The following is a 26,917-nucleotide window of genomic DNA, read 5'->3' as shown; positions in this document are numbered from 1 at the left end:
AGATGAGATCATACAATAATTTTATCGGTATCGATATTGGTAAATGTTCATTTACAGTAGCTGTTTATGGCAGTAAATCTACGCGAGGGAATATGAGAATAATTCCCAAGGCATTAATACTTTCCTGGATAAAAAATATTTTAGATGGGAATCTATAATAAAATTTAATTATAGCAACACCTCCTATATTTAAGCGGGATTCAGAGTGCCCTTCATCCTCAGGCTAACTCAGTTTACTGGGGGAACTTAATTGGTTATATAATTTTTAACCGATTCAGAAATTTATTCCAAGAGGCAGTTTATGGTCGAGCTTTTATCATTTTTTAACGGGGTCGATTCAAAAAAGACTATGGTATGCGATAATCGTTTCTAATTTTCTATTTTTACTTACTCACTTTTACATCTGGCTTACATATGCGTATGCAGTTCTATTTACCGGGCCTTTTCTGGGAGCAGCTCTACTCACGCCATAAGATCATATCATCCTTGACGTCGCCGTCTCTCAGATTCTTATCAGCGTATGGGCGCTCTTCATTTTAGGATTTAGGCTTCCTCAAATTTAATCTCGGCCGTAAAGCACTAGAGATTTCTTTCTTTAAATAAATAACTTTGATTAATCCCAATAAACTAATTAACAACCAAGCAAACTCGATAATGATTGAAGGTGAATTCCAGTTGAAATATAAGGAAATTAAAATTAGCCCTGAGCCAAGCAAATTCATTAAAAAATATATAACCTGATTTTAATTAATCTTAATTAATCCACAATAAAAAAATAAGCTAATAAAACTAAAACGACGCCGCCAATAATGTCATCGTATTAATTTCCAAAGCGTTATAATGCACCATACTCACATTACATTACACTACATTCCACCTGATAACCGCCATATTTTCGGATATTAATGACGCCGTTATCCAAAATAAAGTATTGACCTTTAATGCCCAAGAGGCGACCAGTTATCGAATAGGTTTTTTCAAACAATAAGTTTTTAATTTTACTCGGATATTCCAATACGGGATAATTCAATTGAGTAATCGCGGCGGTTTCAATTTTACGAACATCGCCAGTCTTAAATTGAGCGATAACGGCAGAAAGCGAAGATTCCGCTTCTTTTAACAATGCATCTCGCGCCGCTATTAAATCAACATCGTCGGTTTCATTTCTTAACATGCGCCGCCAATCCGTACGGTCAGCAATAAACGCTTTTAAAACTACTTCTACCTGGCCAGCTTGATAACGATTAGCCGTGCAAAAAATGGGAATAGCCTGAACCGCACCTTGATCGATCCAACGCGTTGGAACTTGAGTATCGCGGGTAATCCCCACTTTTAACCCCGAAGAAATGGCCAAATAAATCACATGACTTTGATGACAGTAAGTGTGCACCCAATCATCTGTCGGGCAACCACCTATTTCTACCCGGCAACGCTCAGGATGAATAATGCAAAGATTGCATTCTTGTAAGCGGCGTAAACAGAGAAAGCAAAAACCCTGCTGAAAACTCTTATTTGTTTTACGTCCGCACTGGATACAATGGATCAACCCCGTATGATTAAGTGAAATAGATTTCCCCAACCATTCATTCAACCATACTTCTTCCTCTGCAAAAGGCAAAAAATAATCGATCGTCGTGTTCAATACACTTTTTAATTTTTTTAAATTCCCATTAAATTTCATAATATTTTAGACCGTTTTGGCTCCCTGATCCCCTCCCCCGCCGGGAGAGAAGAGAATGGGGGTGGGTAAATAAAATATACTCCTCCACTGGATTCCACCCAATAAAATGTTCTTGAATTATCCTCTCGATAACCACTGGTGTACAGTAGTGGTACCAAATACCATCAGGATACACTACCGCAATAGGTCCTTGGCAGAAAATTCGAAGACAATTAGCTTTAGATCGAAAAATATATCCTTCTCCCGTTAGCTTCAACTCATCCAAACGCTGTTTTAAATAATCCAGTGACTCCAAACCCACATTCTTGAGACAAAAATTGGGTTCGTCTGATCACAACATAAAAAAATATGATGACGAATTTCTCCAACTTTAATACATCAAGCTTCCATTGCAATTTTTCATCGGGCAGGATACTCATGCTGTTGCTCGAATACAGTTATAACTAAAATCCAACATCCGTTGGAGCGGCACTTTAGCCTTGGCCATGATTTCGGAATCTAAAACAATTTCATTACTTCCAGTAATTAAGGATTGCTCCAAGCTCTGTAAATTATTCATAGTCATCCACGGGCAATGACCGCAACTTCGGCAAGTCGCTCCATGGCCGGCTGTCGGCGCTTCAATAAAAGTTTTGTGGGGAGATAGTTGTTGCATTTTGTAAAAAATTCCTCGATCAGTCGCCACGATAAACGTATCATTCGGCAATGCTTGTGATGCTTTTAACAATTGTGTCGTTGAACCAACAACAGTCGCCTGTTCGATAATGGAAGGCGGCGATTCTGGATGAACTAAAACAGCCGTGTGAGGATATTGTTTACGTAGTTCAGCTAAAGCCTCCCCCTTGAATTCTTCATGCACAATGCAGGCGCCTTTCCACAAAATCATATTGGCTTCAGTTGTTTTTTGTAAATAACTGCCGAGATAACGATCCGGTGCCCACAAAATCTTTTTCCCTTCGTCATCGAGATGCTGGATAATTTCAACCGCATTCGAAGAAGTCACCACCCACTCAGCACGCGCTTTCACCGCGGCAGAAGTATTGCAATAGACAACAACTGTTCGATCAGGATTTTCATCACAAAATTGAGAAAATGTCTCAATCGGACATCCCAAATCCAACGAACAGGTAGCCTCCACCGTCGGCATGAGCACCCGTTTGTTGGGACTTAGTATTTTTGCACTTTCGCCCATAAATCGGACTCCGGCAACCATCAAAGTGGTTGCCGTTTGCTCCACCCCAAACTGGGCCATGGCCAGGGAGTCACCCACAAAGCCGTCGGTTTCATCGGCTAAGGCCTGGATTTCTGAAGGCGTATAGTAATGCGCCACCAGCGTCGCGTTTTCGGCTTTCAACAGATCGCTAATGCGGTCAATTGACTGCTTGAGTTCGTTTGAAAGAATTGTTGACATGATAATTTATAAACGAGCTGTTTCCGGCTTTCTCCCGTCGTTGGTTCCCTTACTGCCTCAGGAGAGGTGGTTGTACCTACCCTAATTTTTATTGGCGCCGGATGTCGGATAATACGCTTTCCATGTCTCGAAACCACCGATTAAACTGTAGACCTCTTTAAAACCTTGCTTAATCAAATGTTGAGCTACCGATTGGCTGCTAATACCATGGTAACAGTACACCAAAATGGGTTTCTCTTTATCCGCTTTTTCAAAATACTCCTGCAATTTTGCCATTGAAAGATGCAAAGCGTTAGCAATATGTTCTTCTTCATGGCTGTCTTGGTCGCGCACATCGGCAATGACGATGTCGCGCTTTTTTACCAACTCCCATGCTTCAACATGGGAAATTTGCTTATACATCATTTAACGCCCTCTTGAATAAGCTCCCCGCTAACTATTCAGGTACCTAACGTGAATGCTCAAAACACCTAGTTTTGACCCACAGGCTGAATAGTTACGCTCCTCGCATTATAACTTACCACCTCATACCCGCTCAATGCTTTCAGTTGCGAACAAATAATCCAGCCAAACATCCGACAAAATCTCTTGGGTCCGGTTTTGTAATAATCGTTCGTCGATATTTTTGATATCAATTAACTCCATCGGCTGGTGCTGCCAGGAACACGCATACACAGCTTTAGTCCGCTTTCCCGTAGCCGGGTCGATTTGCCATTGCAAACATTGTGCACAAACGCCTTTTATCATGCATTGCATCGGCCCATAAATGGAGGCGATAAATTCTGTCTTCGGCTTAAAGTATTCCTTCAAAAGCCCTTTCCGCGCTTTCTGAATGCCTCTTAATAAAGAGGTCGGCCCGATCACATAAACTTGATCAACGGATTCTAGCGGGATAGCTGGTTTTTCTAAAGTATAATTACGCAATACTGAGATTAATTCGCCTTGCATCGCTTTATCTTGAGGCCGATGAAGATCTACATGCCCGTCCTTCTCACTTACCCACAAAATGGAATCACTAGCGGCTTCAAGCTCCCCTTGCCAATACAATGCCTTTAACTTTTCGATTAAAGCCACGTAGAACACGCGGTGTCCCGCTTTACGTAATGCCGGCCCTAAAGAACGCAGGTGAGCTGCTGCCATTGAGCCGCCCACGACCATAATAGTTTTGGAATTGCCTTCGGGGATTTTCGCGCAACAACCCGTCGGCCCCATAATAGAAATCGGTTGCCCTGGTTTTAACGTGGCCACCAGCCGGGAACTTCCACCGCGTTCTAACACCATAAAGCCAATGACATCGGCTTCAGAGCTCTCATTCACACCAATCATCGCCAACGCTTCCGTCTGTAATCGGGTATCAGCAATGAGCGGCGATAGACACTCGTAATTTTGCAAGCGGTAAAATTGGCCAGCCCGGAAATTCCGTGCCGCCATCGGTGCTCGAATGCGACACTCCACCATCTCAGAGGTATGGCGGCGCACATCGACAACTTCTGCCTGAAATAATGCGTTCATCTGCTCTCGGAAATCCTCATACCCCTTTGGGTCACTATTAAATCGATGATTAGGCTCTAATGCCTTGACAATTTTCGGGAACGCGCGTTTCGCAGAAGCGATGGCTTTAACCACGCTCCCATGAAAGACAGGGTGCGTATCACCTAAAAAAGACACCCGGTGCTCTTTTTCTTCATAGCTGGTAAATGGGCCAAAATTTTCGGACTTGCAATGCTCTATTTCACCACCTTTGAGCGGCTCCAACTGATTGTTTGCGAACTCAAAGCGCTTATAATTAAATCCCTCCCGTAAAAATGTTCTTTTATGTTCATAAATATAAGCAATGTTGGGTTTCGCGCCCGTCGCTACAAAAATTGATCGAGCGGGCAAGGTTTGTTCTTCGTCAGTAGTCATCCAAATACCTTCTTCATCCATCACCCGCCGTCGGCAAACCAAGGCCGTTGCCCAGCCGTGCACGTCTATCTTTACAGCTTTTGGCTCCAGGCCTTCTGCGTAATAAATTCCTTCCTCGAGGGCTTTAATTACTTCTTCGTGATTGTGTTTATAGGCAGGTGATTCTTGCATCGTGCGGCGATAAGCTACCGTTATGCCGCCCCATTGGCAAAGAAGCGGGATAAAATTCACCGACCGTCCTTCTTTTGGTGCTCGGCAGCGTTCGTTTATGACTGCCTGACCATGCTGTAAAAATTCATCGAGAATAGCTAAAGAAATGCTATCAAAACGGGCCCTTACCGAACCTTCTCCAAAAAATTGCACGGCTTTTTCATAACGACGGGCAATTTTTTCGACCTGGGCGATATAATACGCTTGCACTTCCGTCGCGGTATCAATAGCCGTTAATCCACCACCGATCACGACAGCCGGTAATCGAACCTGCAAATTGGCCAAACTCGAGGGCTTGGCTGCCCCGGTCAACTGGAGTGCCATCAAAAAATCATTCGCTTGTCGCATTCCAGGCGCTAAGCTATTCGGGATTTGTAACTCACGAGGAAGTCCTGCCCCCACAGCAAGGGCGAGGTGGTCAAACCCTAAACGCCAAGCATCTTCCACCAACAAAGTCCCACCAAAACGAATGCTCCCAAATACTTGAAAATGTGGTCGGCGAAGCAAGCTAAGGTAAATCAGTTTTAAGAAATTTTTATCCCACCGAACCGTGATTCCATACTCCGCCACGCCTCCAAACCCTACCATCACCCGATTATCTAACCGCTCTCTTAATTCCTCGTAGCTGCGAAGGGGATTGAGAAGTAACTCGCGCGATAAAGGCTCGATTTTTAACCCATCAGCCCCCACTACCGCAAAGCCTTCCATCAGAAGATAATGAGCTAAAGTGAAACCCGCTGGCCCCATCCCCATAATTAATACTTTTTTGCCGTTATAGGGCTTCGGGACATATTGTTCTTGACGTAAGGGATTCCAACGCGTCAATAAATCGTAAATTTCTACTCCCCACGGAAGGTTAAGCACGTCGGTTAAAATGCGCGTTTCCACTTGGGGAATATTAACGGGCTCCTGTTTCTGGTAAATACACGCTTTCATGCAGTCATTACAAATGCGATGACCAGTTGCGGGACACAATGGATTGTCGATCATCACCACGGCTAAGGCAGCAATTCCAAAACCCTTCTTTTTTAAAGTGTGCATTTCTGAGATTTTTTCATCCAGCGGGCATCCTGTAAGCGTTTCGCCGAGTGGATTAATTTTCAACCCTTGGCTGGGGTCACTTTTCTTTACGGGGAACCCTTTGGAACAAAAATCGCCGTCTGTTTTGTGACAATAAATGCAATAATGCACATGAGCTAGAGTCTCTCGCCGATCCATTCGCGGGTCGGTCAACCCAAACCCATCACGATGACGTCGCGATTCACGGGGCCCCTCTATTCGCCCAAAAGGATCCTCGGGCACAGGATGAATTTCCACCAAATTTTCATAGTTTAAATGTTTATGCATCCGAAAACTCACCCAGTTTTTTACGGCCGCCTGCCCAGCGCGCTGACTCATCGCTGCAACGCACCAAGAGGTCAACCTTTCGATTGGTTCTGCATTGGCTTTAGAATCTTGTAATAATTGTTGCCCCCAAGTAGCAATCGCTAATTCCCGATCTTCAGTTTCTAAACCATTCTCCACTAGTTGTTCGGTTACCCAGTGGTTCAAAGAAGCAAAATTGTCTACTTCTCCTGCCTTTTTTAAAGCCCGCCGGGCTTCGCGAAGCACATAGAATTTTTTAAAAGCAAAAATAGGGCTTTCTTTTAAAGTTGCTGTCTGCAATCGTTTTACCGCTTCTTTAATAGAAAAAAGATCAGCAAGAAAAGCCTCTACATACGGACCGCATTCGATCAACAATTCGCTTAGTCCTTGAGATGACAAAAGGTCTCTTTTACGATAACGAAGTAATCGTGCATGTAATACGGCGTTCGCCGCTTTCAAAAACTCCAAGAAGGCAGAATCGACCTTACTTAAGCCATCCACCGTGAATAGCTCGCTAAAGCTGAAACCTTTAAAGGAAAATGAAGAACTAGTCATGGCATCCATTTCGCTTTAGAATGTAAAATCTCATGCATTAATTGTAGCAGAGGCTCTTCTATGTTTATAAAGAAAAAAAATGCTCATAAATTCCCTGCCGCCTACATCAGCGAAATAGACAAACGTCTGGCGGAATTCGATCGCACCCACGCCTGGTCTGCAAGGCAAATGGCTGAAATTAAAAAATATCAGCGTATTTTTCAACTGCGCAGTCAGCCCTTGCAACCTGAAAAGAAACCCTCAATTTGGGATTTTTGAGAATAACATCACCCTCGCTTTGCGGGGGTGATGTTAAAACTAAATTACAATAAAGGAGAAGCGGTACTGCGCGTCTTCAAGCTTTCTTCCTGAGAGGCCTCCGTTTTCACATCGGGATTTCTAAAGCGCAACATCTGCACTACTAAGCCAAAACCTACCGCACTTCCAATTCCGAGTCCTTATTTCTCTGAGCCCTCCAATAAAGCTCCCACCAAACTTCCCAGGCCAGCCCCGATACCAGTTTCTACTACAAAAATCGCTACATAGCAAATACATCGGCCTGTCAGATATTTATCTGCATATTTACCGAAATAGCTGCTCTAGGTGCATCAGAGTTAGTTGAGCGATGTTGTTCTCCCATTTTTGTTTTCTTTCTTTCTTCCCCAAGCATGGGAGGGATTAGGACTGTCCATTTCAATTTTGGCTTCGTCATTCCTGCACGGGGATGACGGACTTTAATTTCGAAACTTGAGACAACCCAGCAAAGGGGATTAATTGTTTCATGAAATTATTGAATAATCCCTTACTACTACAAGAGTTCCTCCAATTTCCCCGTTTCGAATAATTCTCCCACAATATCACAACCCCCAATAAACTCGCCCTTAATATAAAGCTGAGGAATTGTGGGCCAATTTGAAAATTCTTTAATACCTTGACGAAGTTCGGGTGATTCCAGAACATTGAAGCTCGTAAAATCGATTTTACATTGGCGTAAAATTTGCACGACACGTCCCGAAAAACCACATTGGGGAAAATCAGGTGTTCCTTTCATATACAACACTACCGGACTGCTCGTGACTTGCTGTTGAATTTCTTCGTGTACTCTCATTGTTAACCTCTCTCATATTCATCAGGGGTATAAGTTTTCAAGGAAAGGGCATGGATATCCGATTTCATATGACTGCCCAAAGCATTGTAAACCAGTCTATGTCGCGTAAGTACCGTTTGTCCTTCAAAGGTAGGGCACAACACGACTGCCTCAAAATGGTGACCGTCTCCTTCAGCGGAAATCACAAGACTTTCCGATAAACCCGTTTCGATCCATTGTTTGATATCACGAGTTGTAACCATATAAAATAACCCCCTATTATTCGCTCCAGGAAATTAATTTAGCTATAACTGAGTTGGAGGCTATTATAACATGACCTTTGTGGTAATCGATAATTGTATCCGCTGTAAGTACACTGATTGCGTAGAAGTTTGTCCTGTGGATTGTTTCCGTGAAGGACCCAATATGCTTGTGATCGATCCTGATGAATGTATCGATTGTAACCTCTGTGTTCCTGAATGTCCGGTGGATGCGATCTTTTCAGAAGATGACCTTCCCGAAGAAAAGCATGCCTTTCTTGAAATGAACGCCGACCTGGCAAAACGATGGCCTCTCATCACTGCCAAAAAAGAAGCCCCTCCTGATGCGGACGACTGGAGGGAGATTCCCAATAAATTTCAATATTTAGAAGAAGAGTGGCGCTAATTAAAAGCGCGTTAATCGAACGTTGGCTTGTTGGCAATCTTTTAAAAATTGTTCACTTTGCAAATAATCGTGTTCCCGTCGTCGGGCATCTACAATAGCATCTTTGTTAGAGTCGTCCACCCACCCCGGGTGACACATAATAACACCTCGCTGATCAATCCAATTTAGAAAACGTGGAAAATACTCTGCATAATCAATTTTATTTGAAAATCGTATTTTGATTCTCCTAGAGCAACTTCGTGTTGGTTTCGGGCGTTTTGCCTTTTCCACATGGCATTCTTCACACTTCTTCCCGCTTTTATTCGGCCTCAATTGCCTACAGACAGTGTAAAAGGAATCGCCTGGGGAAATCAGTGGCAATGGGGATATAGTAAACACCAATTCTTAGCCCCATGGTTGACCGCATTGTTCATTAAAATTTTTCATGCGGTAGATTGGCCTGTTTATTTCGTCAGCCAACTTATGGTCGTTACCTGTTTTATTGCTATTTGGCGACTCGCCCGTTTTACTAGCACCCACACAAACGCTAGTCAGCATGGGTATGGACTGGCGTGATGGTTGGGCTGGCCATGGATACTAAATACGAATCGATTCCTGCTCCATGCGCCGTTTTTTTATTTTTATTAATCAACCCTATTGGGCGGCAAACGTTAGTCACTCCAAAACCTTATTTAAGCTTCGTTATTGCTCTTCTTATTTTTATCCCTAATCTAATTTGGTTAATTCAATATTATTTTGCACCCCTGAATTATGTGAGTGATGAATTAACTTCACAAGTACCTTTTTGGCGCCGGCATTTTTACTATGCCTTCCGTTTTTTATATAAAAATATAAGATTATTAATACTTTTTTAGCGTTAGCTACTCCTCTTTATTTTTGTCAGCGCGATAAAAAATAAAATCGAGTTTATTGGACTGACAATTTTTGTAGATAGTAGGAGTAACTCCTTATTACTTTAACACTATTATTTTCAACAATCAGAGGCTTTTATTTAATCAGTCGGTGGGGTTACTTTTTTCATTAAGCGGCCTTTTATTAATCGCGTTAATCAAACCCATAATCGACAAAAGACGACTACTTCACTTTTTAAGTTTAATATCTCAATTCTAATCTCTTTTATTCCCATTGGTTATACTATAATTATACGCAAAAGCTAACGACTGCTTATAGCAATTTATTTCCAGCTCCGACTTTTGCTCAACGCCTTGAAAAAAATTTGACGGGAACATTATCCCCATCAGCCCCTAGTATACGTTGCTGGTTCACGCGTCCCTCTTCATTACTTATCCAGTTACGCTCATCCCAAGCTATCGCATATTTCAACTTGGATAATCGGCAAAGCCCTTAGATCGATGAAACAAGCCTTAAAAAGAAAGGCGCTTTATTTATTTATTGGGGAGATCATTTTCCGCCCTCTATCTTTAAACGGTATCCCAATCTAATTTTACTACCGACGCAACAGTTTTTTCCGAATTATTCCAGAAAAAATAAAACTGCTTATTTAAAGCATTTCACTTCTACCACCGGTGAAATATGACAAACACTAATGCTCAAATCAATTGTTTATCTCAAAAGAAATTATCTATTTCTTGTATTGTTCCCTTATACAATGGATAGGGAAATGTATTGTATTTTTTCCCAGCACTTTGTAACGAAATTTCTCAATATGCTGATCAATTGGAGATTATCGCTATTGATGATGGCAGCACGGATCAAACCCGAACTGATTTTAGCCAACTTTATCAGACGATCCCTGAACTCAAAACAATCTTTATCTCGCGACGTTTCAGCAAAGAAAAATCAATCAGTGCGGGAATCGATTACGTAAACGGTGATGTTACGTTGATTATCGACGGTGACTTTCAACACCCCTTTTCAGCCATAAAGGAATTTCTACGTCGTTGGACTGAAGGTTACGACATAGTTTACGGTATTCACCATGATCGTAAGTAAGAAGGATGGTTTAAAAAAAATTGTATCGGTTTATTTTACAAATTTACCCAATTTTTTATGGAAGTTCCAATCCCTAAAGACGCGGGTGATTTTCGTTTACTGGATAAAAGGGTGGTTGAAGCGCTACAGGCTTGTCCTGAAATAATCGCTTTATGAAAAGTCTATACGCCTGCTGGGTAGGCTTCAACTCCGTTGGCGTTGAATTTGAAGTACAGGCTCGTCAAGCCGGTAAACCATCGTGGAGTTTTAAACGTTTATTTAGTCTCGCTTTACACGGCATCTTTTCGTTTTCGGATGTGCCCTTACGTTTCTAGAGCCTTTTAGGTTTTACTATTTCCAGTATCTCCTTTATTTATGCCTTATGGATTATTTTAAACACATTATTGTTTGGCGTTGATTTGCCCGGTTTCGCAACCATTGTCGTTGTAATTGTATTTTTTAGTGGCATCCAGCTTTTATCGATCGGCATTTTAGGTGAGTACATCGGCCGAATTTTCACCGAAGTCAAACAGCGGACCCGTTATTTAATTGCAAAGAAACACGGCTTCGATGATTAGGCCATCATTCATCACGTTATTTTCTGATTCCTCAGATATAAATCATTTACCAATAAAATGGTAAAATTAATTAAAAGTGGAGCAGAAATACACAATACAATCAAATCAAAAACAAAACTTAAATAATTCTGAGCAAGCCATTTTCGATGTAAAGTAGCGGGTGAAACAAAAAGAAATACGAAAATGTAAGAAGCATATAATGCAAACATCCACAGCCAATTTTGATAGCCAACCCACTGAGCGCTCTGATAAAAATCTTGCCATACAGTAAGCATTTTTGTCACTAACAAAGTCCACGCTGGGGAAAAAACCAAAAAAAATCGTTATCGGTAATCCAGAAAACACCAATAATACTAAGCCTTGTATTAACAGATCATCGACAAAAAATCTGGCAGCTAAACTACTTAATATAGATAACCAATAAAAAATAACGAACAAACACCGATAATTAAAATAAAAAATCCCAGATAAATTAACGACAATTTAGAATAAACGACACGGAAGGCCGTTTTTAAACGAGCAGGCCCAGAAACAAAAATGGAATGCGCCCTATACAGCGCCACCGACCATAAATACGTGATTAATAGCACTGTAATAAAAAGCACAATTAAACGGACCTAACTCTCGGTGGAAACACCTCCTAAATAAATAGGAGCATTTTTAATTATTGAGATTAATGAAATTAACGGAAAAATAGCTTTAAAAATGCGACTATAATATTTAAACGATCTGCCAATTAAATAAGGAAGCGCTTGAGGCTGATTGGGATACAAACTCATGCGAACTATCCTTCGCTAGGTAAAAATCGTTCACCATATTGTTTTACTAAGCGTTTTAAAATTTTAACGACATCGGCCTCTCCACGACTCTTGGCATACTGTACTGCATCGGTCCACCCCGAAACGGTGCAAACCCAATGCTAAATACGATCACTACATCGGCTAAATTTTCCTAGCCGATCATTTTCTCATCCAAACATTTTTTGACTTCATTAACGAGTTGTAGTATTAGTCGTAATATTAATTGGTCAGTTAAATTAGGATTCATTGATTCAGCTGTAGACTTTGATTCGATACGTTTTGTTTTGATAATGATAAAAACCCTTGACCCGCTTTAGCGCCTAGATGGCCTTTTTTAACAAAGATTTTTAATTGTTCTGAAACTTCGGGATTCTTGTAAAAATTTTTCAGATGTTGAGCAACAGACAAGCATATATCCAACCCAATCCGATCGGCTAGCTCGATTGGGCCAATTGGCATCCCAAAATCAGTTGCCGCTTTATCAATTTTTTTATGGAAAACCCATTGTCTAAAAAAACGGTTCGCTTCTAATAAATAAATCATTAATGCCCGATTGACTAAAAATCCTAGACTGCTGCTGCTCACCACCAACGGCAATTTATCAATAGCTCCCACAAAAGCTAATGCTTTTTCAGCAATATCCACCGATTTCTGCTGACTACTTGCCACTTCAACCAACGGTAATTTAGCCAGGGGATTGAAAAATGAATAGCCACTAAACGCTCAGGATTTTTTAATACCGAACTTAATTCATCTAAAGAAAGACTGGACGTGTTAGTCGCTAAAATAGCCTCTGGTTTTAATTGCAGTTCGATAGCACTTAAAACCTCCTATTTATATCCTAAAAAAACACCTTCAATCAATAATTAAACCGCTTTTTTAATGCCCGCTCCTTCCACGTATGGCTCCAATCGATCTATGGCTGCCTGAATTAAGCGCGGGATTTTTAATTTTTTTTCATAAAAAGTATGCACCCACTTTATTAGAGCGTCGCAATTTTTTCAGCTGATTTATCGTGTAAAGTCACGCGGATGCCACGAAGTGCACACCAAGCTACAATATCGCCACCCATCACACCAGCACCAATAACGTGAATTTGTTGCGGAACGTAGCAAGTTTTTTGGCAAGTGACTTCAAGCGTTCTCTTAAAAAAACAGACCCGCCATGTTGCGATTGCTCTTAGTCATCATTAATTGCACGATCGACTGGGCTTCTGTGAAGTAGGCTTCTTTGCCAACTCCCTCTTTGATCCAATTATGGACGATGGCGTACAGCATTGAATAAAGCGTTTTTTCCACTTTTGCAGAGAGTTTTATAAAATAAGCCCTAGCCACGGGCGAATATAACTTAACATTAGTATATTTTTCCCACCCTTTCAATTTATGGGGAGGGGCTTTTGCAAAGCAAAATAAGAGCGGTATTTTCTAAATTGCAAAGTGGTACTGCGGCGTCAGTCATCCTGAGCTTAGCGGATTTTCTCGCCAAAACTGCTTCACCTGATAACATAATTTCCATCGCTTTCGGCGCGCCGATTAATTTAGGCAATCGAATGGTGCCACCCCACCCTGGATGAATACCCAATTTCACTTCTTGTAATCCAATCAGTGTGGATTCATTATCTTCCACCACTCGATAACGACAGGAAAGCGCCACTTCCAAACCGCCGCCTAAAAAAAATCCGCTAATCATCGCTACAGTTGGCATGGGCAGCGCTTCGAGTTTATCAAAGACGAGCTGCGCTTGGCGGATTAAATTAAAGGACTCATTTTTGTTTTTTAAGTCAGCAAATTATTTGATGTCTGCACCGACGATGAATCCTTTTTTCTTTCCTGATTGAAGGATAACGACTATGGGATTTTGAGCAGCAATTTCATCGAGTACTTTATTAAATTCAGTAAAAACTTCCCGATTCATTGAATTTACCGATGCATCTTCACGGTCGAGTGTTAGCCAAAGAATACGATCTTTATCAATTTTCATTTTCCAGTGTTTGTAAACTTGTAATTCCCGCATCTTTACTTTCTCACTGCCATTTCAATTTTAAGCTTCGTCATTCCCGCCTACGCGGGAATGACGAGGTCGGCGATTACTGCTTTTAAAATTTATCTACTTACAATACATCCCAATAAAGTACAGCAAAAGCTTGCAATTTATCCCGTCCCTCAGATGGCAATTGATCCGCCTGATAAGCCGTTTCAATGCGACTTGATAAATTTCCTTTCATCCCGTGAATTTCTTCCATAATGGTTTCCGTTTTGCCATTCTTAAAAAACGCCTTTTCAAGGCGTCCGGCGGGGAATATGCGCGCCTCGAGGGAAAAACCAAACAACACATTAAAAAATGCCCATTGTCAACAGGCCATCCGTTGTCACGATTTGATACCGCGGATGCCAAATAAAGATGAGCCACTATATGGCTTAACCGCGCTGTCAACGATTCTTTTGGCTTTAATTCGCCACTAAGAGCTAATAGTGTTAGATTTCGAACCACATTTAACACGCAACTCATTTGTATCAATTGTCGTAAATAATTTTTCAACCGCGTTTTTTACGAATAATAATTCTACATCCGTCGCTAATTCCATAAAAAAATAAGCCGGTATAAATTAGCTGAAAACAATCCCATCTGGCTTTAGTAACAATCCAGCAAATTCTGACCGGTCAGCTTTTTACGCCGCAATTAATTCTTTTCCTAAAATAAGGATGACAACGCAATACCCCATGACCAAAAATAATTAAATTACGGGTTAAATTAAAATATTGGCGCCCTCCACAGTTATGCTGATGGGCACCGCTTGTAGGCCAAGTCTAATAATTACGCGGCTCTAACTGAATACCACACCCGACGTAAATATCCATGGCATAGTTAAGGGCTTTTCGCCATAATTCAGTTAAATAATATTTGGCGATAACCGAGGCAATCGAAGGGTGTAAACCCTCATCCACCGCCTGTGCTGAAAATATTCATGTTGCTTCACTAAAAACGTAATTCCGCCGATTTTCGCGAGCGAAAACGCAATCCCTTCAAAATCACCGATAGGGCGTTTAAGTTTAAATTGATGACTGATTTGCGCATAAGCACCGCTGGTTAAAAAGACTTAATTGAGCTCCTACTGTTACAACACAAGGAAAAGAAATCCCTCGCCCTAAAGATAAACACTCCGTCATCATCCTCCACCCTTTTTCTAAGGCAAATTTCCCACCAGGAATAAAATCAAATGGGATAAACACATCCTCACCACAAATAGGGACGTTTAAAAAAGCTACTACTAAATTAGGAGATTTATAACGAACGCCCCTTTTAATCCATCGCTGCCAGCCTCTACTGCTGTCAGCGCAAAGCAACCAATTTCTTCGCCTTTTGCTAATCGTGGTAAATAATAGCGTGTTCTTCAGTTCCATAATGGGACAAAAATTCTGCCGGACCAAGCGAGTGCGGCACCATGACTGTGATCACTGCGACAATGCATTGGTTTTTTTAAAGCAAATAATTGCTCCCAATCGGGATTGCCACTAAGAAATTGCTTCTCCCACCAGGTGGCACGGGCTTGTAAAACTTCACGCTCAATTTGAGAAGTCGATGGTAACTGCTGGCGAAACCGTGTTAGCAATGCCATAAAATAGCTTCACCGATATTGCTGTTCAAGGTAATGGAAGACAGCGCGCAAAGCTACCGCTTCTCCACCGATCGGTCTGCCAGGCAAGTCCTCCATATTCCATGCGAAGATATCAAAATGCGCCCACGGAATTTGATCGGAGACAAAATGCTGTAAAAATAAAGCGGCGATAATGGCGCCAGCCATTCGGTTTTGTGAACTATTGGTGAGGTCGGCAACCTCACTTTTTAAATAATTCCGATAAGGCTGAAACAAAGGCAATCGCCACAATGGATCATCGGTTTTAAGTGAGGCGTCAATCAATGCTTGCGCCAGTGAATTTTGGTTAACAAATAACGCGGGTAAATTCGGCCCAAGCGCTACCCGCGCAGCGCCGGTGAGTGTAGAAAAGTCGATGAGCAAATCAGGGTCTTCTTTTACCGCTTCCGCTAAGGCATCCGCCAGGATGACTCGACCTTCCGCATCTGTATTGGTAATTTCGATTGTTTCCCGAGTGCGAGTTTGCACTACATCGCCAGGGCGATAGCTTCGACTTCCAATGGCGTTTTCCACGGTGGGAATGAGTAAGCGTAAACGCACGGGCAATTGTTGCAGCATGATCATCCGAGCCAGCCCTAGGGCATGTGCCGCACCCCCCATGTCCTTTTTCATTAAGAGCATATCCCCAGAGGTTTTTATATCTAAACCACCGCTGTCAAAACACACTCCTTTGCCGACTAACGTCACTTTCGGGGCTTTTATATCACCCCATTTTAGATCGATTAACAGCGGCGGCTGGCTACCAGAACGGCCAACGGCGTAAATTGCCGGAAATTCGGTTTCAAGGTCTTTGCTTTCGATTATTTTGACTTTTGCTTCAAATTCTTTCGCAATATGCTTAACCGCTTGTGCTAATTCCGATGGCCCCATGTCTTCGGCGGGTGTGTTAATTAAATCACGAATTAAATAAATCGTAGTAAGCCAATCGGTCACACGTTTTTGGTGTGCTTGTGGCAAAAATAATTTTGCTAAATAAGGGGGCCTTTCCCGATAGACATCAAATTGATAACTGCCAAGACCAAAGGCGAGCAAAGCTCGCTGATAATATTCTTCGTTTTCAAAATCATCTTGGCTCATCTCGAAGGCTCCTGGAGGCAAAACTTTCGGCAATCCTCCGAAATGCCAACTGTATTCACAATCAGTCACACCGAGCAAAATCCGCTGCAAGGCGCCCGTGGATTCCGGAATACAGCAAACAGTGCCTGCCAAGCCTACAAATCCACTCGCTTTCACCCATCGTTGGGTGCAGACATCTTGCGTATCTAACCAATTCGGCAACTCATCCGGCATCATGGGTTGAATCGGTATGAAATTCTTTTTCTTTTCAGTGATATAGCAATCGACCACCGATGACTCCTGGATATAAAGTAATTGTATAATGGTATATTACTTCACGTGAAAACACAAAGCTCGTTGGGATTAGCCTTAAGTTTTTCTTGAAAAAGGATCAATATTTTCAGAATTCAAGAGAAATTAGGATTGATGGGTGCTAACCTAAAATCCATTATCTTCCCCCGTTCCTAATCCTTCATAGTGTAACCAGGATTGGTTTGAAGGATTTATTGTTATCGTATAGTACTACAAGCTTTTCTTATGGTAATGCTAGACATAGTAATTGTGTTTGGTTACGTGATCTCTGTGATGAATAAGGAACATCACGTTTGAACCTCCATCATAGGTAGATACAGAATAGTCAAAGCTCAATTGGAGATATTTACAGGTTAAGCTGATGTTAAAGTTTGCCCTGCAGGGCGGGGCTAGTACCGCTACCACAAAAAGCATCACCCGCAGGACCCCAGTGGGGGCAGGCAGTTCAAGTTGTGCAGTTACTTCTACGGAATATTCTTGCACTCCTTGTGGCTGGGTATAATTTACAATTCTGAAATTTGTGTTAATTAAGGCCAGCCGTTGAAAAAAAGAATGCACAAACTATCTATAAAATTGGATTGGTAAATAAAATTGCTGTAAATCTAATCATGATTGATTATTATATGTGCAACTTGCAATTATGACTATTAATCAAATGAAATGAAGAAACATCTCATTTTACTCACTCTCTTGGTAAGCACGCTAAGCTACCCCTATCTATAAATTTCCCCTTACTAACAATACGTCGGAGACCTTTTTCATACAAAAAACGGGTCAACTCTGCGTTCATGACGGGAAATATTGAGAAAATCCAGGAAGAAACTTATCACCGCATACATCGTACACGATGTGGTATGATCAAAACTCAACCGGAGGCGGTTGTTATGGGAATTCTAGTTTAAGTTTAAACTATCAGCTCCGTAACTCACCACTCTCTTCAAGCTAAGATAGTTTTGTGGCACATTAATAGTGAGTTGGTTATGTGCAGCATAGAGGCTGATGGAGGAGAGTTTTCTACTCGTTATTTCTTACTGCCAGCGACTGTATGAAGTGAAAGTAACATAAGGAGGTAAGCGTCACCCGGCGCGTAATCCCCTACCTCTTTCCTCTGTCCTCAAATTAAGATTTGAACCCATCTCGGCAAGCAGTTACAATCTCCCCCACTATTTAATGACCATGAAATCGAAATAGTGTGTAGCCGATAGGAGAGACTTTATGAATGACGTGCATGCCTACAAACGACGTATTGGCCCGATTGGTTTAATGATGTCAGCGGTCAGCGCTATGATCGGGTCGGGGTGGTTATTTAGTTCGCTGTACGTCGGTCGTTTAGCAGGTCCCGCATCCCTACTTGCCTGGGTATTCGGGGGCATCTTAGTTATGATAGTGGCTCTTACTTACGCAGAAATAGTAACTATGTTGCCTATCACCGGAGGCAGCACGCGCTTCCCTCAATTAACGCACGGTACCTTTGTAAGTCTTTTTTTTGGGTGGATTACCTGGTTCAATCTGATGACCGCCCCCGCTATCGAAGTTCAGGCCATGATTCAATATGCGGCGAATTACTGGCCAACTTTAATTCGGGATCATGGGGCGGGTATACATGGATTAAGCCCTCTTGGGTATGTAATTGCCACGCTCATGATGGTCGGTTTTAGCTTAATTAATATTTATTCCATTCGTTTAATTACATGGCTCAATAATATTTTCTCTTTTTGGAAATTAATTATTCCCCTTTTGACGGCAATTGTGTTGATGGCCGTGGCCTTTCATCCCCATAACTTTAATAATCCTCACTATGGCGGATTTATGCCTAATGGATGGAAAGGGGTTTTTGCCGCATTGGCAACGGGCGGTATTTTGTTTGCTTTTAATGGCTTTAAACAAGCCGTAGAACTAGCCGGTGAGGCGGAAAACCCCCATCGAACCGTGCTTATCAGCATTCTCGGTAGTTTAATCATTGTATTACTTATTTATTTATTACTCCAAATCGGCTTTATCAGTGCGCTAACCCCAGAGAGTTTATCCAAAGGCTGGCTTTTCGTGCATTTTATTGGTGATGCAGGTCCTTTAGCGGGTTTATTAATGACTTTCGGTGTTACTTGGATGGCTATTCTTTTATATATCGACGCTATGATTGCCACCAGTGCCGCTGGGCTTGTTTATAGTACGAGCTCCTCGCGAATTCTCTACGGTTTAAGCGCCAACCGCCAATTACCTAAATTCTTACAAGAAGTGAATAAACGCGGTATTCCTGCTAAAGCGGTGTTCGTGAATTTTATTGTTAGTATGACATTTTTTCTGCCTTTCCATGGCTGGTACGCCATGGCTGAATTTATGTCCTCTATTATCGCCTTATCTTATATCACCGGCCCGATTTGTTGTTTGTCTCTACGTTATCAACTGCCGGAACATAAGCGCGTTTTTCGTTTACCGTTAATCACCGTCTGGAGTTTTTTTGGTTTTTATATTTGCACACTCATTGTTTATTGGGCTGGATGGAGTGTCGTTTCTAAATTGGGATTGAGTCTTTTTATTTCTTTTATGCTTTTTGTGGTTTATCGTTTGTTTTCTAAACGTCCGCGTGGTATTCACATGAATTGGCGCGCAGCAACATGGATGTGGCCCTATTTAGTGGGCTTAAATATTGTTTCTTATTTAGGTTCTTACGGCGGCGGTATTAATAAAATTCACTTCGGTTGGGATTTTCTGTATCTGGCTATTTTATGTTTAGGTTGCCTTTATTTAGCGGTCACATTTCGAGCCAGTAACAAGCACGTTGCAGACACCCTCGCCCACCTGGAAGAGGAAGTCAATACAGGCATTCCCTCACAGTGCCCGATGAAGAATTTGAAACACACTCGCTGGCCGCAAAGAAATCTCCTACATTAATTAATTAATTAATTTGAACTTTGGATAAATGAAAAAACTGTATTTAAAAACAAACGGCTGTCAAATGAACGCGTATGACTCTGCAAAGATGGCAGACGTGCTTAAGTACTCCCATGGCTTAGAATTAACGGACGATCCCGACCTTGCTGATGTTTTTTTATTAAATACTTGCTCAGTCCGCAAGAAAGCGCAGGAAAAAGTTTTCTCGGACTTGGGTCGCTGGCGTCCGTTTAAAGAAAAACGTCCTCACGTCGTCATCGGGGTGGGCGGCTGTGTCGCTACTCAAGAAGGTGAAACTATTTTAAAACGAGCGCCCTTTGTTGACATCGTTTTTGGTCCTCAAACCTTGCATCGCCTCCCCGATCTTTTGGATTCCGTTATTCAAAAAAGAAAATCAGTAGTAGACATTACCTTCCCCGAAATTGAAAAATTCGACCGCTTGCCAGAGCCTCGCGCAGAGGGGCCAAGCGCTTTTGTTTCGATTATGGAAGGGTGCAGCAAGTACTGTACTTTTTGCGTGGTCCCTTATACCCGCGGTGAAGAAATCAGCCGGCCATTTGATGATGTGATTACTGAAGTCGCCAGTTTATCCGAACAAGGAGTGCGAGAAGTCACTTTACTCGGGCAAAATGTAAATGATTATCGTGGGCTAATGCACCATGGACAGGTAGCGGATTTAGCATTATTGATCCATTACTTAACCGCTATGGATAACATTGAGCGAATTCGTTTTACCACCTCCCATCCTTCAGCTTTTTCTGAAAATCTAATTGACGCTTATGCAGAAGAGCCCAAGCTCGCCAATCATCTGCATCTCCCCATTCAAAGCGGGTCGGACCGCATTCTCACCGCTATGAAACGCAACTATACCGTCCGCGAATACAAATCGAAAATTTGCAAGCTTCGAGCAGTACGTCCAGATATTAGTCTTTCCTCTGATTTCATCATCGGTTTTCCTGGGGAAACCGACGCGGATTTTGAGGCAACGATGAATTTAATCCATGACATTGATTTTGATCATTCGTTTAGTTTCATCTACAGCCCTCGCCCCGGCACGCCAGCGGCTCAATTACTAGATGATGTGCCCATGGCTGTTAAAAAAGAACGTTTGGCCATTCTTCAAAATTGCATCAATGCGAAAGCGACTGAAATCAGCCAATCGATGCTTGGTACCCAGCAACGCATCTTAGTCACCGGACCATCCAAAAAATACCCCGGTCAATTAAGTGGCCGCACAGAAAATAATCGAGTCGTTAATTTTAATGGCGATACCCCATTGATTGGGCAGATGGTCACGATTAAAATTAAAGAAGCTCGCCCTTATTCACTCTGGGGCGAAGTTTGTTAAGGATAACCTTTTGGATATTTCTGAATCAACGCGACGATTGGAATTAACGCCTCACGATAATAAACGCCTAGCGAAGCTTTGCGGGCAATTCGATGAGAATTTACATCTTATCGAACACCGCCTCGGCGTGGAAATTAATAATCGGGGCAGTAATTTTGAAGTTATTGGTATCCCCAAATCCGTAGATAAAGCTGCCGAAGTGCTAAAAACTTTATATAAAGAGGCTGCGTATCGCCGAAGTATTACCCCGAATGAAGTGTTGTTACGTATCTGCGAAATGGATTACCCTGAATCCGAAACAAAACATAAAGAAAAAGTGGGTGACTATGAACTTAAAACACATCAGCTCCGCGTTAAAGCGCGCACCCCTAATCAACAACATTACCTAAACGCGATACAAAAATACGATATTAATTTTGGCACCGGTGAAAAACTGGGTTATTTACCCGGTGATCTCACGCAAAAAATTGATCCCTATCTGCGTCCTTTATACGATGCATTGTTTGAAATGATCGGGATTGCAAAAGTTAGTCAACTTTCTGAAAAAGGGATTATTGAAATCGCGCCTCTCGCTTATATGCGCGGTCGAACACTCAATGATTCTTTTGTTATTTTAGATGAAGCTCAAAATGCGACGAGAGAACAAATGAAAATGTTTTTGACCCGCATCGGATTTTGTTCGAAAGCCGTTATCACAGGAGACATTACGCAAACAGATTTACCAAAAACGACAGAATCGGGATTGCGCATGCTATTACTTTATTGCGTGACATTGACGAAATTCAATTTACCTTTTTTAAATCAAATGATATCGTTCGGCATCCGATGGTTCAGTGGACTATTGAAGCTTATGAGGAAGAAAGCGCCGAATGATCTCTATTGATGTTCAGAACGCAACACAATTCGAAGATCTTCCGAGTCTTTCAAAGATAGAGAAATGGATCAAAACAGCATTACAATTTATCCCCACAGATAAAAATAAATCGGCGTTAACTATCCGTTTTATTGATAAAGAAGAAAGCGCTGAATTAAATGAGCACTATCGATATAAAAAGGGCCCTACGAACGTTTTATCCTTCCCAGACGAGGCAATCCCGGGCTTCCCCTCGGAATCGTTCGGGGATTTAGCGATCTGCGCACCGCTAGTGGCGGAAGAAGCTCACGCACAACACAAAACTACAGAAGCTCATTTTGCTCGTTTAGTTACCCATGGCTTTTTACATTTGTTAGGGTATGATCATGTTGAAAACGGAGACGCTGAGGAAATGGAAAATTTGGAAATAAAAATTTTATCGCAACTTGGATTTAAAAAATCTGTATGAAGAATAATTAAGAAACACCTTTACAATCCCAAGAACGCGATCCCCTCTTTTTAAGAGACTCTTTAATTCCGTGGTTGATTTGTCTGCTCGCCGCTTTATTTTATTTCTATGATTTTTTCTTTCGCGTAACGCCCAGCGTAATGACCCATCTTTTAATGTATCAATTCAACGCCGTAGCACCCATGATTGGTTTATTTCGGCTTTTTATTTTTATATGTCTATACCCATTTACAAATTCCTTGCGGCGTTATCATGGACTGCTAGAATCCTCGGTGGAACTCACCTTATCTTCATTTTTATGCAGCGTTGGCGTTTTCATTTTTACTACTTTTCTGAATTTACCGTCTACTTTTTTCGGCTGTATTCTGATGGGGGTAGATCTGCCTTTGGTTTTATTGGTGCCTTAAAATTAACAACTTTATGGCTCCCTAAAAAACATTTTGCTCTATTTGCGGGCATCGCTACCGCATTTAGGCACCATCGGCACTGTGTTGCGGATATTCTCTCATCCCAGATCGTGGTCGTTTTTGGTTGGCGTCAAGCTGTTTATTTAACTATCTATATCGGTCTAGGTTTAACTGTTTTGTTATTTTTATTAATTCGCAACAAGCCCTCTTGAAGAGCTCAAGTCCCTCGCAGTTATTTTTCATGGAAGGATACCTGGGGACGTCTACTTGAATTATTAAAAAATTGGTGTTTTTGGATGGCCGGTTTTGTAGGATATTTTCTCTTTTTATCCATTTCAGTATTGGCTTCATTATGGGATGTTAATTTTATGATTCAAGCCTACTATCTGCCTCCGGCTGAGGGCGTAACCGCTGTTACTTTACTGTTTATCGGCAGTGCTTTTCTGGGTTCTCCCTTTTCCGGCTGGCTTCCAGACCGCATCCAAAATCGTCGCGTACCTCTTTTCATTAGGGATCAGCAGCACTTTCTCTTGTTCCCTCATTCTCATTTACGTTCCAGGATTTCTCCTTTTCAGGGGCTTTAAGCTTGCTGTTTTAATTGAATTTTGCGTGGGACCACAAGCGTTGATATTCTCGACCACCAGAGAAATCCGTCCACCACGGTCCATCGGTATTTCCACGGTCGCCACGTTTCATACTGACCATTGGAGCAGTGATCTTTCAGCCCCTTATTCGTTATTTACTCGTCTTTATTGGTCAGGTACTCAAACGATGGCAGTAGGAACGCCATTTTATCCAGTTCAAAACTATCAGTTCATGCTTTTTCTTTTACCGGTGTTGTTATTCATCGCCTTTTTTGTGATGTTCGCCGTGCCAAAAACTGCTTGTCAGAAATTGTACGACCAACGCCACGTGACGGATTGATTATAACGCATAGCTGCTATAATAACCTTCTAAATTAATTAATTGTGAGAAACCAATGAAGGAAGGTCTCCGCCCTCACCGATCCTGGCTGGAACGTTTAAGCCATGCTTTACTTTGGGAACCAAAAGACCGCGAACAACTCATTGAACTCTTACATGATGCAAAAGAACGTAATCTTTTGGATCAAGGTGCACTGGCGATGATAGAAGGTGTATTGAGGGTTTCTGAAAAGAAAGTGCGCGGTGTAATGATTCCTCGCGCCCAAATGATTGTCGTGGACCACGATGCTACACCGCAATCAACATTACCTATTATCATCGAATCCGCACATTCCCGCTTTCCCATTATTAGCGAAAACCGCGACGAAGTCATCGGTATTTTATTAGCCAAAGATTTATTGCAATACATGGTAGAAGAAAAGCAAGGCAAAACCCAAATTAAAGATCTTGCACGTCCCGCTATTTTTATCCCAGAAAGTAAACGTTTGGATGTCTTGCTAAATGAATTCCGGTTAAAGCGCTATCATATGGCCATCGTTGTAGACGAGTATGGGAGTGTCTCTGGTTTAATCACTATCGAAGATATTCTCGAGCAAATTGTAGGCAGCATTCAGGATGAAACAGACATTGTTGAAGAAGAACCTATTACCAAACTTAATTCTAAGGAATTTACGGTTAAAGCCTTAACGCCTGTCGATGTTTTCAACAATTATTTTGAGACCAAGATTGATAATGAAGATTTTGATACAATTGGCGGCTACGTAATGCAACAAATCGGACACTTACCGAAAAAAGGCGAATCCATCGTAATTGATTCCATGAAAATAACCGTCATGCTAGCCACTAAACGAAGTATTCAATTGCTGCGTTTAAAGAAGAAACCCGAAAATGAATAGTGTTCTTGCACTAATAGCTGGGGTAATTTTGCCGCTCGCCTTCGCACCATTTAAGTGGTTTCCTATCGCTTTTATCTCTCCAACAATTTTACTCGCCGTTTGGTTACGTTCGCGACCACTTGTCGCATGGTGGCGGGGTTACCTTTTCGGATTTGGCTTTTTTGGGGTGGGCGCTTCGTGGGTATACGTCAGCATTCATAATTTTTCTAATGCCAACGTCCCTTTAGCTGTTTTGATTACCGTTCTGTTTGTTTTTATACTGGCTTTATTTATTGCTTTCCAAGGTCTTTTCTTTTCGTTACTTTTTAGAAAAAGAAAATCGGTGTTAACAGCTTTGTTTGCTTTTCCAGCGTTGTGGGTTATTTGGGAATGGCTACGCAGTATATTATTTACTGGATTCCCTTGGCTTTTTTTGGGTTACAGTCAAATTAATTCTACTCTAAAAGGTTTTGGACCTGTCTTTGGTATTTATGATATTTCACTCATTGTGGCTTTTATCAGCGGATGTATTTACCTTCTTGTAACCTCTAAAAAGATTAGTAGAAAAATAATGTGCCTTATTCTCATAATTCTACCTTTTATCGCGGGTTGGGTTTTGACTTTTATCCCTTGGACGCACCCAGGTTCAGAATCCATTCAAGTAGGATTAGTGCAAGGAAACATAGGCCAACGATTGAAATGGAACTCCGACACTCTTTATTTCACTTTGCATACGTATTATTCTGAAACACAGAAAAATTGGGATAACAGCATCATTGTTTGGCCAGAAGCTGCTATCCCTATTTGCCCCCAACAAGCTTCCTTTTTTCTTCAATCTATGGATAAAGAAGCCAAACAACATAATACGGCTTTAATGACAGGCATTCCCATTTACCATGAAAAAACAAACAAAGTATTTAATGGACTAATGATTCTCGGCGATGGCCACGGCCTTTATTTAAAGCGACATTTGGTTCCTTTTGGAGAGTCATTCACTTCGTCAAAAATATGTAACCTCCTTATGAAATATTTTGATATTCCCATGTCCGACTTAAGCCCCGGCCCTGAGGATCAAGAACCCACTGTTGTTAAAGATATTCCATTTGCACCGTTTATTTGCTATGAAATCGCTTACCCTAATGAAGTGCTAAACCATTTGTCTAACAAGCAGTTTATCGTTGTAGTCAGTGATGATAGCTGGTTCGATGGAACCATCGCCCCTGCACAACAATTGCAAATCGCGCAAATGCGAGCGCTCGAAACGGAGCATTATTTACTCTATAGCGCCAACACCGGCATTACCGCCATTATCAGTCCAGAAGGAAAAATCGTAAAATCCGCTCCGCAAAATCAACGACTCGTATTAAACGGCCAAATTAAACCAGTCACCGGGAAAACACCTCTAATGAGCTGGAATTATTATCCTGTAGTAGGAATAATTATCGTTTTCCTATTATTAACCTTTCTTTAAGTCTGTAGAAGACTGGGCTTGCGAAGCCAAATGAGCTCATTACTAATATTCAAATAGAAGCATGCTATACTGAGAAATAAAGTTAGGGAGTCGGACTACAAAGATGAAACTTAAGTTAGTTTCATTTTGCGGGAGTGTGGAAGTTAATCCTATTCAAGCCAAGGGCTCAAGCAACATCACTTGCGGATCCCATTATGACCGTGGAGATCTTTATATATATTACTTTAACAGTCAGGAGGTTGGTGTCGGTCTTGATCTAGGCGAACATTCACTAGATAACTCGCGCCAAAAACTAGGAGTGGAAGAAATATCACGGGATAAATTTTCGGATTCTGGAATTTATTGCATTTGCACAGAAGATAGAAAAGCACAATCTATCTTTATTAGGTATTCTGATTCATCTGATCCGTAAGTTTCTTACTTTATTAGATTTTATTTATCCCTACCACACGGGTTAGGCTTCGCAAGATCAGTCCAACCCACGGAT

15 protein-coding genes and 13 pseudogenes are annotated in these 26,917 nt (G+C 41.6%); 14 read left to right on the top strand and 14 right to left on the bottom strand.

Going from position 1 to position 26,917, the window contains the following annotated elements; all coding sequences use genetic code 11:
• Nucleotides 1-536 precede the first annotated feature (536 nt).
• The 6 genes and pseudogenes from FIV31_RS01530 to FIV31_RS01505 all read right to left on the bottom strand — a co-directional run bounded on the left by FIV31_RS01530 (nt 537) and on the right by FIV31_RS01505 (nt 7,136).
• Nucleotides 537-855: pseudogene (locus FIV31_RS01530) on the bottom strand (CBU_0592 family membrane protein).
• Between the two features lies 1 nt (nt 856).
• Nucleotides 857-1,681: a DUF2797 domain-containing protein gene (locus FIV31_RS01525; RefSeq protein ID WP_280123567.1), complete on the bottom strand. Its 825-nt coding sequence runs from the start codon at nt 1,679-1,681 to the stop codon at nt 857-859.
• Nucleotides 1,678-2,100, bottom strand: a pseudogene (locus FIV31_RS01520) ((2Fe-2S) ferredoxin domain-containing protein). The gene FIV31_RS01525 and the pseudogene FIV31_RS01520 overlap by 4 nt, the downstream one beginning before the upstream one ends.
• The gene (gene nadA / locus FIV31_RS01515; protein ID WP_280123566.1) at nt 2,097-3,092 is read right to left on the bottom strand and encodes a quinolinate synthase NadA; all 996 of its coding nucleotides are present in this window, start codon (nt 3,090-3,092) and stop codon (nt 2,097-2,099) included. The pseudogene FIV31_RS01520 and the gene nadA overlap by 4 nt, the downstream one beginning before the upstream one ends.
• 81 nt (nt 3,093-3,173) lie before the next feature.
• Nucleotides 3,174-3,497, bottom strand: a complete 324-nt coding sequence (gene glpE / locus FIV31_RS01510; RefSeq protein WP_280123565.1) for a thiosulfate sulfurtransferase GlpE — start codon at nt 3,495-3,497, stop codon at nt 3,174-3,176.
• 120 nt (nt 3,498-3,617) lie between these two features.
• The gene (locus FIV31_RS01505; protein ID WP_280123564.1) at nt 3,618-7,136 is read right to left on the bottom strand and encodes an FAD-dependent oxidoreductase; all 3,519 of its coding nucleotides are present in this window, start codon (nt 7,134-7,136) and stop codon (nt 3,618-3,620) included.
• Nucleotides 7,137-7,187: 51 nt separating this feature from the next.
• Here FIV31_RS01505 and FIV31_RS01500 point away from each other — a divergent pair, with 51 nt between their 5' ends.
• Entirely contained in the window at nt 7,188-7,385 is a 198-nt protein-coding gene (locus FIV31_RS01500) for a CBU_0585 family protein (RefSeq protein ID WP_280123563.1), read from the top strand.
• A gap of 44 nt (nt 7,386-7,429) precedes the next feature.
• On the opposite strand, the pseudogene FIV31_RS08365 reads toward FIV31_RS01500, so the two are convergent.
• From FIV31_RS08365 to FIV31_RS01490, 3 genes and pseudogenes are all read right to left on the bottom strand, one after another.
• Nucleotides 7,430-7,746 (bottom strand): annotated as a pseudogene (locus tag FIV31_RS08365) (hypothetical protein).
• 168 nt (nt 7,747-7,914) lie between these two features.
• Nucleotides 7,915-8,214, bottom strand: a complete 300-nt coding sequence (gene grxD, locus FIV31_RS01495; protein WP_280123562.1) for a Grx4 family monothiol glutaredoxin — start codon at nt 8,212-8,214, stop codon at nt 7,915-7,917.
• A gap of 2 nt (nt 8,215-8,216) precedes the next feature.
• The gene (locus FIV31_RS01490) at nt 8,217-8,456 is read right to left on the bottom strand and encodes a BolA family protein (RefSeq protein ID WP_280123561.1); all 240 of its coding nucleotides are present in this window, start codon (nt 8,454-8,456) and stop codon (nt 8,217-8,219) included.
• A 70-nt stretch (nt 8,457-8,526) separates the two neighbouring features.
• Between FIV31_RS01490 and fdxA the strand changes: the two genes are divergently transcribed.
• Nucleotides 8,527-8,859: a ferredoxin FdxA gene (gene fdxA / locus FIV31_RS01485; protein ID WP_280123560.1), complete on the top strand. Its 333-nt coding sequence runs from the start codon at nt 8,527-8,529 to the stop codon at nt 8,857-8,859.
• On the opposite strand, the pseudogene FIV31_RS01480 reads toward fdxA, so the two are convergent.
• A pseudogene (locus tag FIV31_RS01480) lies at nt 8,860-9,069 on the bottom strand (ChbG/HpnK family deacetylase); the annotation flags it as partial.
• Between the two features lie 9 nt (nt 9,070-9,078).
• Between FIV31_RS01480 and FIV31_RS01475 the strand changes: the two are divergent.
• Nucleotides 9,079-10,406, top strand: a pseudogene (locus FIV31_RS01475) (glycosyltransferase family 39 protein); the annotation flags it as partial.
• A pseudogene (locus FIV31_RS01470) lies at nt 10,393-11,369 on the top strand (glycosyltransferase family 2 protein). The pseudogenes FIV31_RS01475 and FIV31_RS01470, both read left to right, overlap by 14 nt.
• A gap of 11 nt (nt 11,370-11,380) precedes the next feature.
• Here the strand turns inward: FIV31_RS01470 and FIV31_RS01465 are convergent.
• From FIV31_RS01465 to FIV31_RS01450, 4 genes and pseudogenes are all read right to left on the bottom strand, one after another.
• Nucleotides 11,381-12,157, bottom strand: a pseudogene (locus FIV31_RS01465) (hypothetical protein).
• A pseudogene (locus FIV31_RS01460) lies at nt 12,154-14,207 on the bottom strand (3-hydroxyacyl-CoA dehydrogenase NAD-binding domain-containing protein). The pseudogenes FIV31_RS01465 and FIV31_RS01460 overlap by 4 nt, the downstream one beginning before the upstream one ends.
• Before the next feature lie 72 nt (nt 14,208-14,279).
• Nucleotides 14,280-15,785, bottom strand: a pseudogene (locus FIV31_RS01455) (acyl-CoA dehydrogenase domain-containing protein).
• Nucleotides 15,786-15,794: 9 nt separating this feature from the next.
• Nucleotides 15,795-17,171 (bottom strand): leucyl aminopeptidase family protein, encoded by a 1,377-nt coding sequence (locus tag FIV31_RS01450; RefSeq protein ID WP_280123559.1) that lies wholly within the window; start codon nt 17,169-17,171, stop codon nt 15,795-15,797.
• A 1,236-nt stretch (nt 17,172-18,407) separates the two neighbouring features.
• Between FIV31_RS01450 and FIV31_RS01445 the strand changes: the two are divergent.
• The 10 genes and pseudogenes from FIV31_RS01445 to FIV31_RS01410 all read left to right on the top strand — a co-directional run.
• A pseudogene (locus FIV31_RS01445) lies at nt 18,408-20,088 on the top strand (APC family permease).
• 24 nt (nt 20,089-20,112) lie between these two features.
• Nucleotides 20,113-21,432, top strand: a complete 1,320-nt coding sequence (miaB, locus tag FIV31_RS01440; RefSeq protein WP_280123558.1) for a tRNA (N6-isopentenyl adenosine(37)-C2)-methylthiotransferase MiaB — start codon at nt 20,113-20,115, stop codon at nt 21,430-21,432.
• Nucleotides 21,433-21,442: 10 nt separating this feature from the next.
• A pseudogene (locus tag FIV31_RS01435) lies at nt 21,443-22,305 on the top strand (PhoH family protein).
• Nucleotides 22,302-22,761 (top strand): annotated as a pseudogene (gene ybeY / locus FIV31_RS01430) (rRNA maturation RNase YbeY). Before FIV31_RS01435 ends, ybeY begins: the two co-directional pseudogenes overlap by 4 nt.
• A 207-nt stretch (nt 22,762-22,968) precedes the next feature.
• The gene (locus tag FIV31_RS08360) at nt 22,969-23,373 is read left to right on the top strand and encodes a hypothetical protein (protein ID WP_425278256.1); all 405 of its coding nucleotides are present in this window, start codon (nt 22,969-22,971) and stop codon (nt 23,371-23,373) included.
• Between the two features lie 84 nt (nt 23,374-23,457).
• Nucleotides 23,458-23,745: a hypothetical protein gene (locus FIV31_RS08355; protein ID WP_425278255.1), complete on the top strand. Its 288-nt coding sequence runs from the start codon at nt 23,458-23,460 to the stop codon at nt 23,743-23,745.
• A 40-nt stretch (nt 23,746-23,785) separates the two neighbouring features.
• Nucleotides 23,786-24,085, top strand: coding sequence for a hypothetical protein (locus FIV31_RS08350; RefSeq protein ID WP_425278254.1), 300 nt, complete (start codon nt 23,786-23,788; stop codon nt 24,083-24,085).
• A gap of 55 nt (nt 24,086-24,140) precedes the next feature.
• Nucleotides 24,141-24,980 carry an HlyC/CorC family transporter gene (locus tag FIV31_RS01420; RefSeq protein WP_280123556.1) on the top strand — a complete coding sequence of 280 codons (840 nt, stop codon included), beginning with the start codon at nt 24,141-24,143 and terminating at the stop codon, nt 24,978-24,980.
• Nucleotides 24,973-26,430 carry an apolipoprotein N-acyltransferase gene (gene lnt / locus FIV31_RS01415; RefSeq protein ID WP_280123555.1) on the top strand — a complete coding sequence of 486 codons (1,458 nt, stop codon included), beginning with the start codon at nt 24,973-24,975 and terminating at the stop codon, nt 26,428-26,430. Before FIV31_RS01420 ends, lnt begins: the two co-directional genes overlap by 8 nt.
• A gap of 118 nt (nt 26,431-26,548) precedes the next feature.
• A pseudogene (locus FIV31_RS01410) lies at nt 26,549-26,842 on the top strand (hypothetical protein); the annotation flags it as partial.
• Between the last annotated feature and the right edge of the window lie 75 nt (nt 26,843-26,917).

Origin of the sequence: Coxiella endosymbiont of Ornithodoros amblus (genome assembly GCF_019425495.1) — a bacterium.
In the GTDB taxonomy this organism is placed as follows: Bacteria; Pseudomonadota; Gammaproteobacteria; order Coxiellales; family Coxiellaceae; genus Coxiella.
This window is presented reverse-complemented; position numbering and strand designations above follow the sequence as displayed.

What these genes read in the sequence shown, in the direction of transcription:
- FIV31_RS01525 (WP_280123567.1), bottom strand. Translation starts at nt 1,681, where the DNA reads ATGAAATTTAATGGGAATTTAAAAAAATTAAAAAGTGTATTGAACACG.
- nadA (WP_280123566.1), bottom strand. Translation starts at nt 3,092, where the DNA reads ATGTCAACAATTCTTTCAAACGAACTCAAGCAGTCAATTGACCGCATT.
- glpE (WP_280123565.1), bottom strand. Translation starts at nt 3,497, where the DNA reads ATGATGTATAAGCAAATTTCCCATGTTGAAGCATGGGAGTTGGTAAAA.
- FIV31_RS01505 (WP_280123564.1), bottom strand. Translation starts at nt 7,136, where the DNA reads ATGGATGCCATGACTAGTTCTTCATTTTCCTTTAAAGGTTTCAGCTTT.
- FIV31_RS01500 (WP_280123563.1), top strand. Translation starts at nt 7,188, where the DNA reads ATGTTTATAAAGAAAAAAAATGCTCATAAATTCCCTGCCGCCTACATC.
- grxD (WP_280123562.1), bottom strand. Translation starts at nt 8,214, where the DNA reads ATGAGAGTACACGAAGAAATTCAACAGCAAGTCACGAGCAGTCCGGTA.
- FIV31_RS01490 (WP_280123561.1), bottom strand. Translation starts at nt 8,456, where the DNA reads ATGGTTACAACTCGTGATATCAAACAATGGATCGAAACGGGTTTATCG.
- fdxA (WP_280123560.1), top strand. Translation starts at nt 8,527, where the DNA reads ATGACCTTTGTGGTAATCGATAATTGTATCCGCTGTAAGTACACTGAT.
- miaB (WP_280123558.1), top strand. Translation starts at nt 20,113, where the DNA reads ATGAAAAAACTGTATTTAAAAACAAACGGCTGTCAAATGAACGCGTAT.
- FIV31_RS08360 (WP_425278256.1), top strand. Translation starts at nt 22,969, where the DNA reads ATGTCTATACCCATTTACAAATTCCTTGCGGCGTTATCATGGACTGCT.
- FIV31_RS08355 (WP_425278255.1), top strand. Translation starts at nt 23,458, where the DNA reads ATGGCCGGTTTTGTAGGATATTTTCTCTTTTTATCCATTTCAGTATTG.
- FIV31_RS01420 (WP_280123556.1), top strand. Translation starts at nt 24,141, where the DNA reads ATGAAGGAAGGTCTCCGCCCTCACCGATCCTGGCTGGAACGTTTAAGC.
- lnt (WP_280123555.1), top strand. Translation starts at nt 24,973, where the DNA reads ATGAATAGTGTTCTTGCACTAATAGCTGGGGTAATTTTGCCGCTCGCC.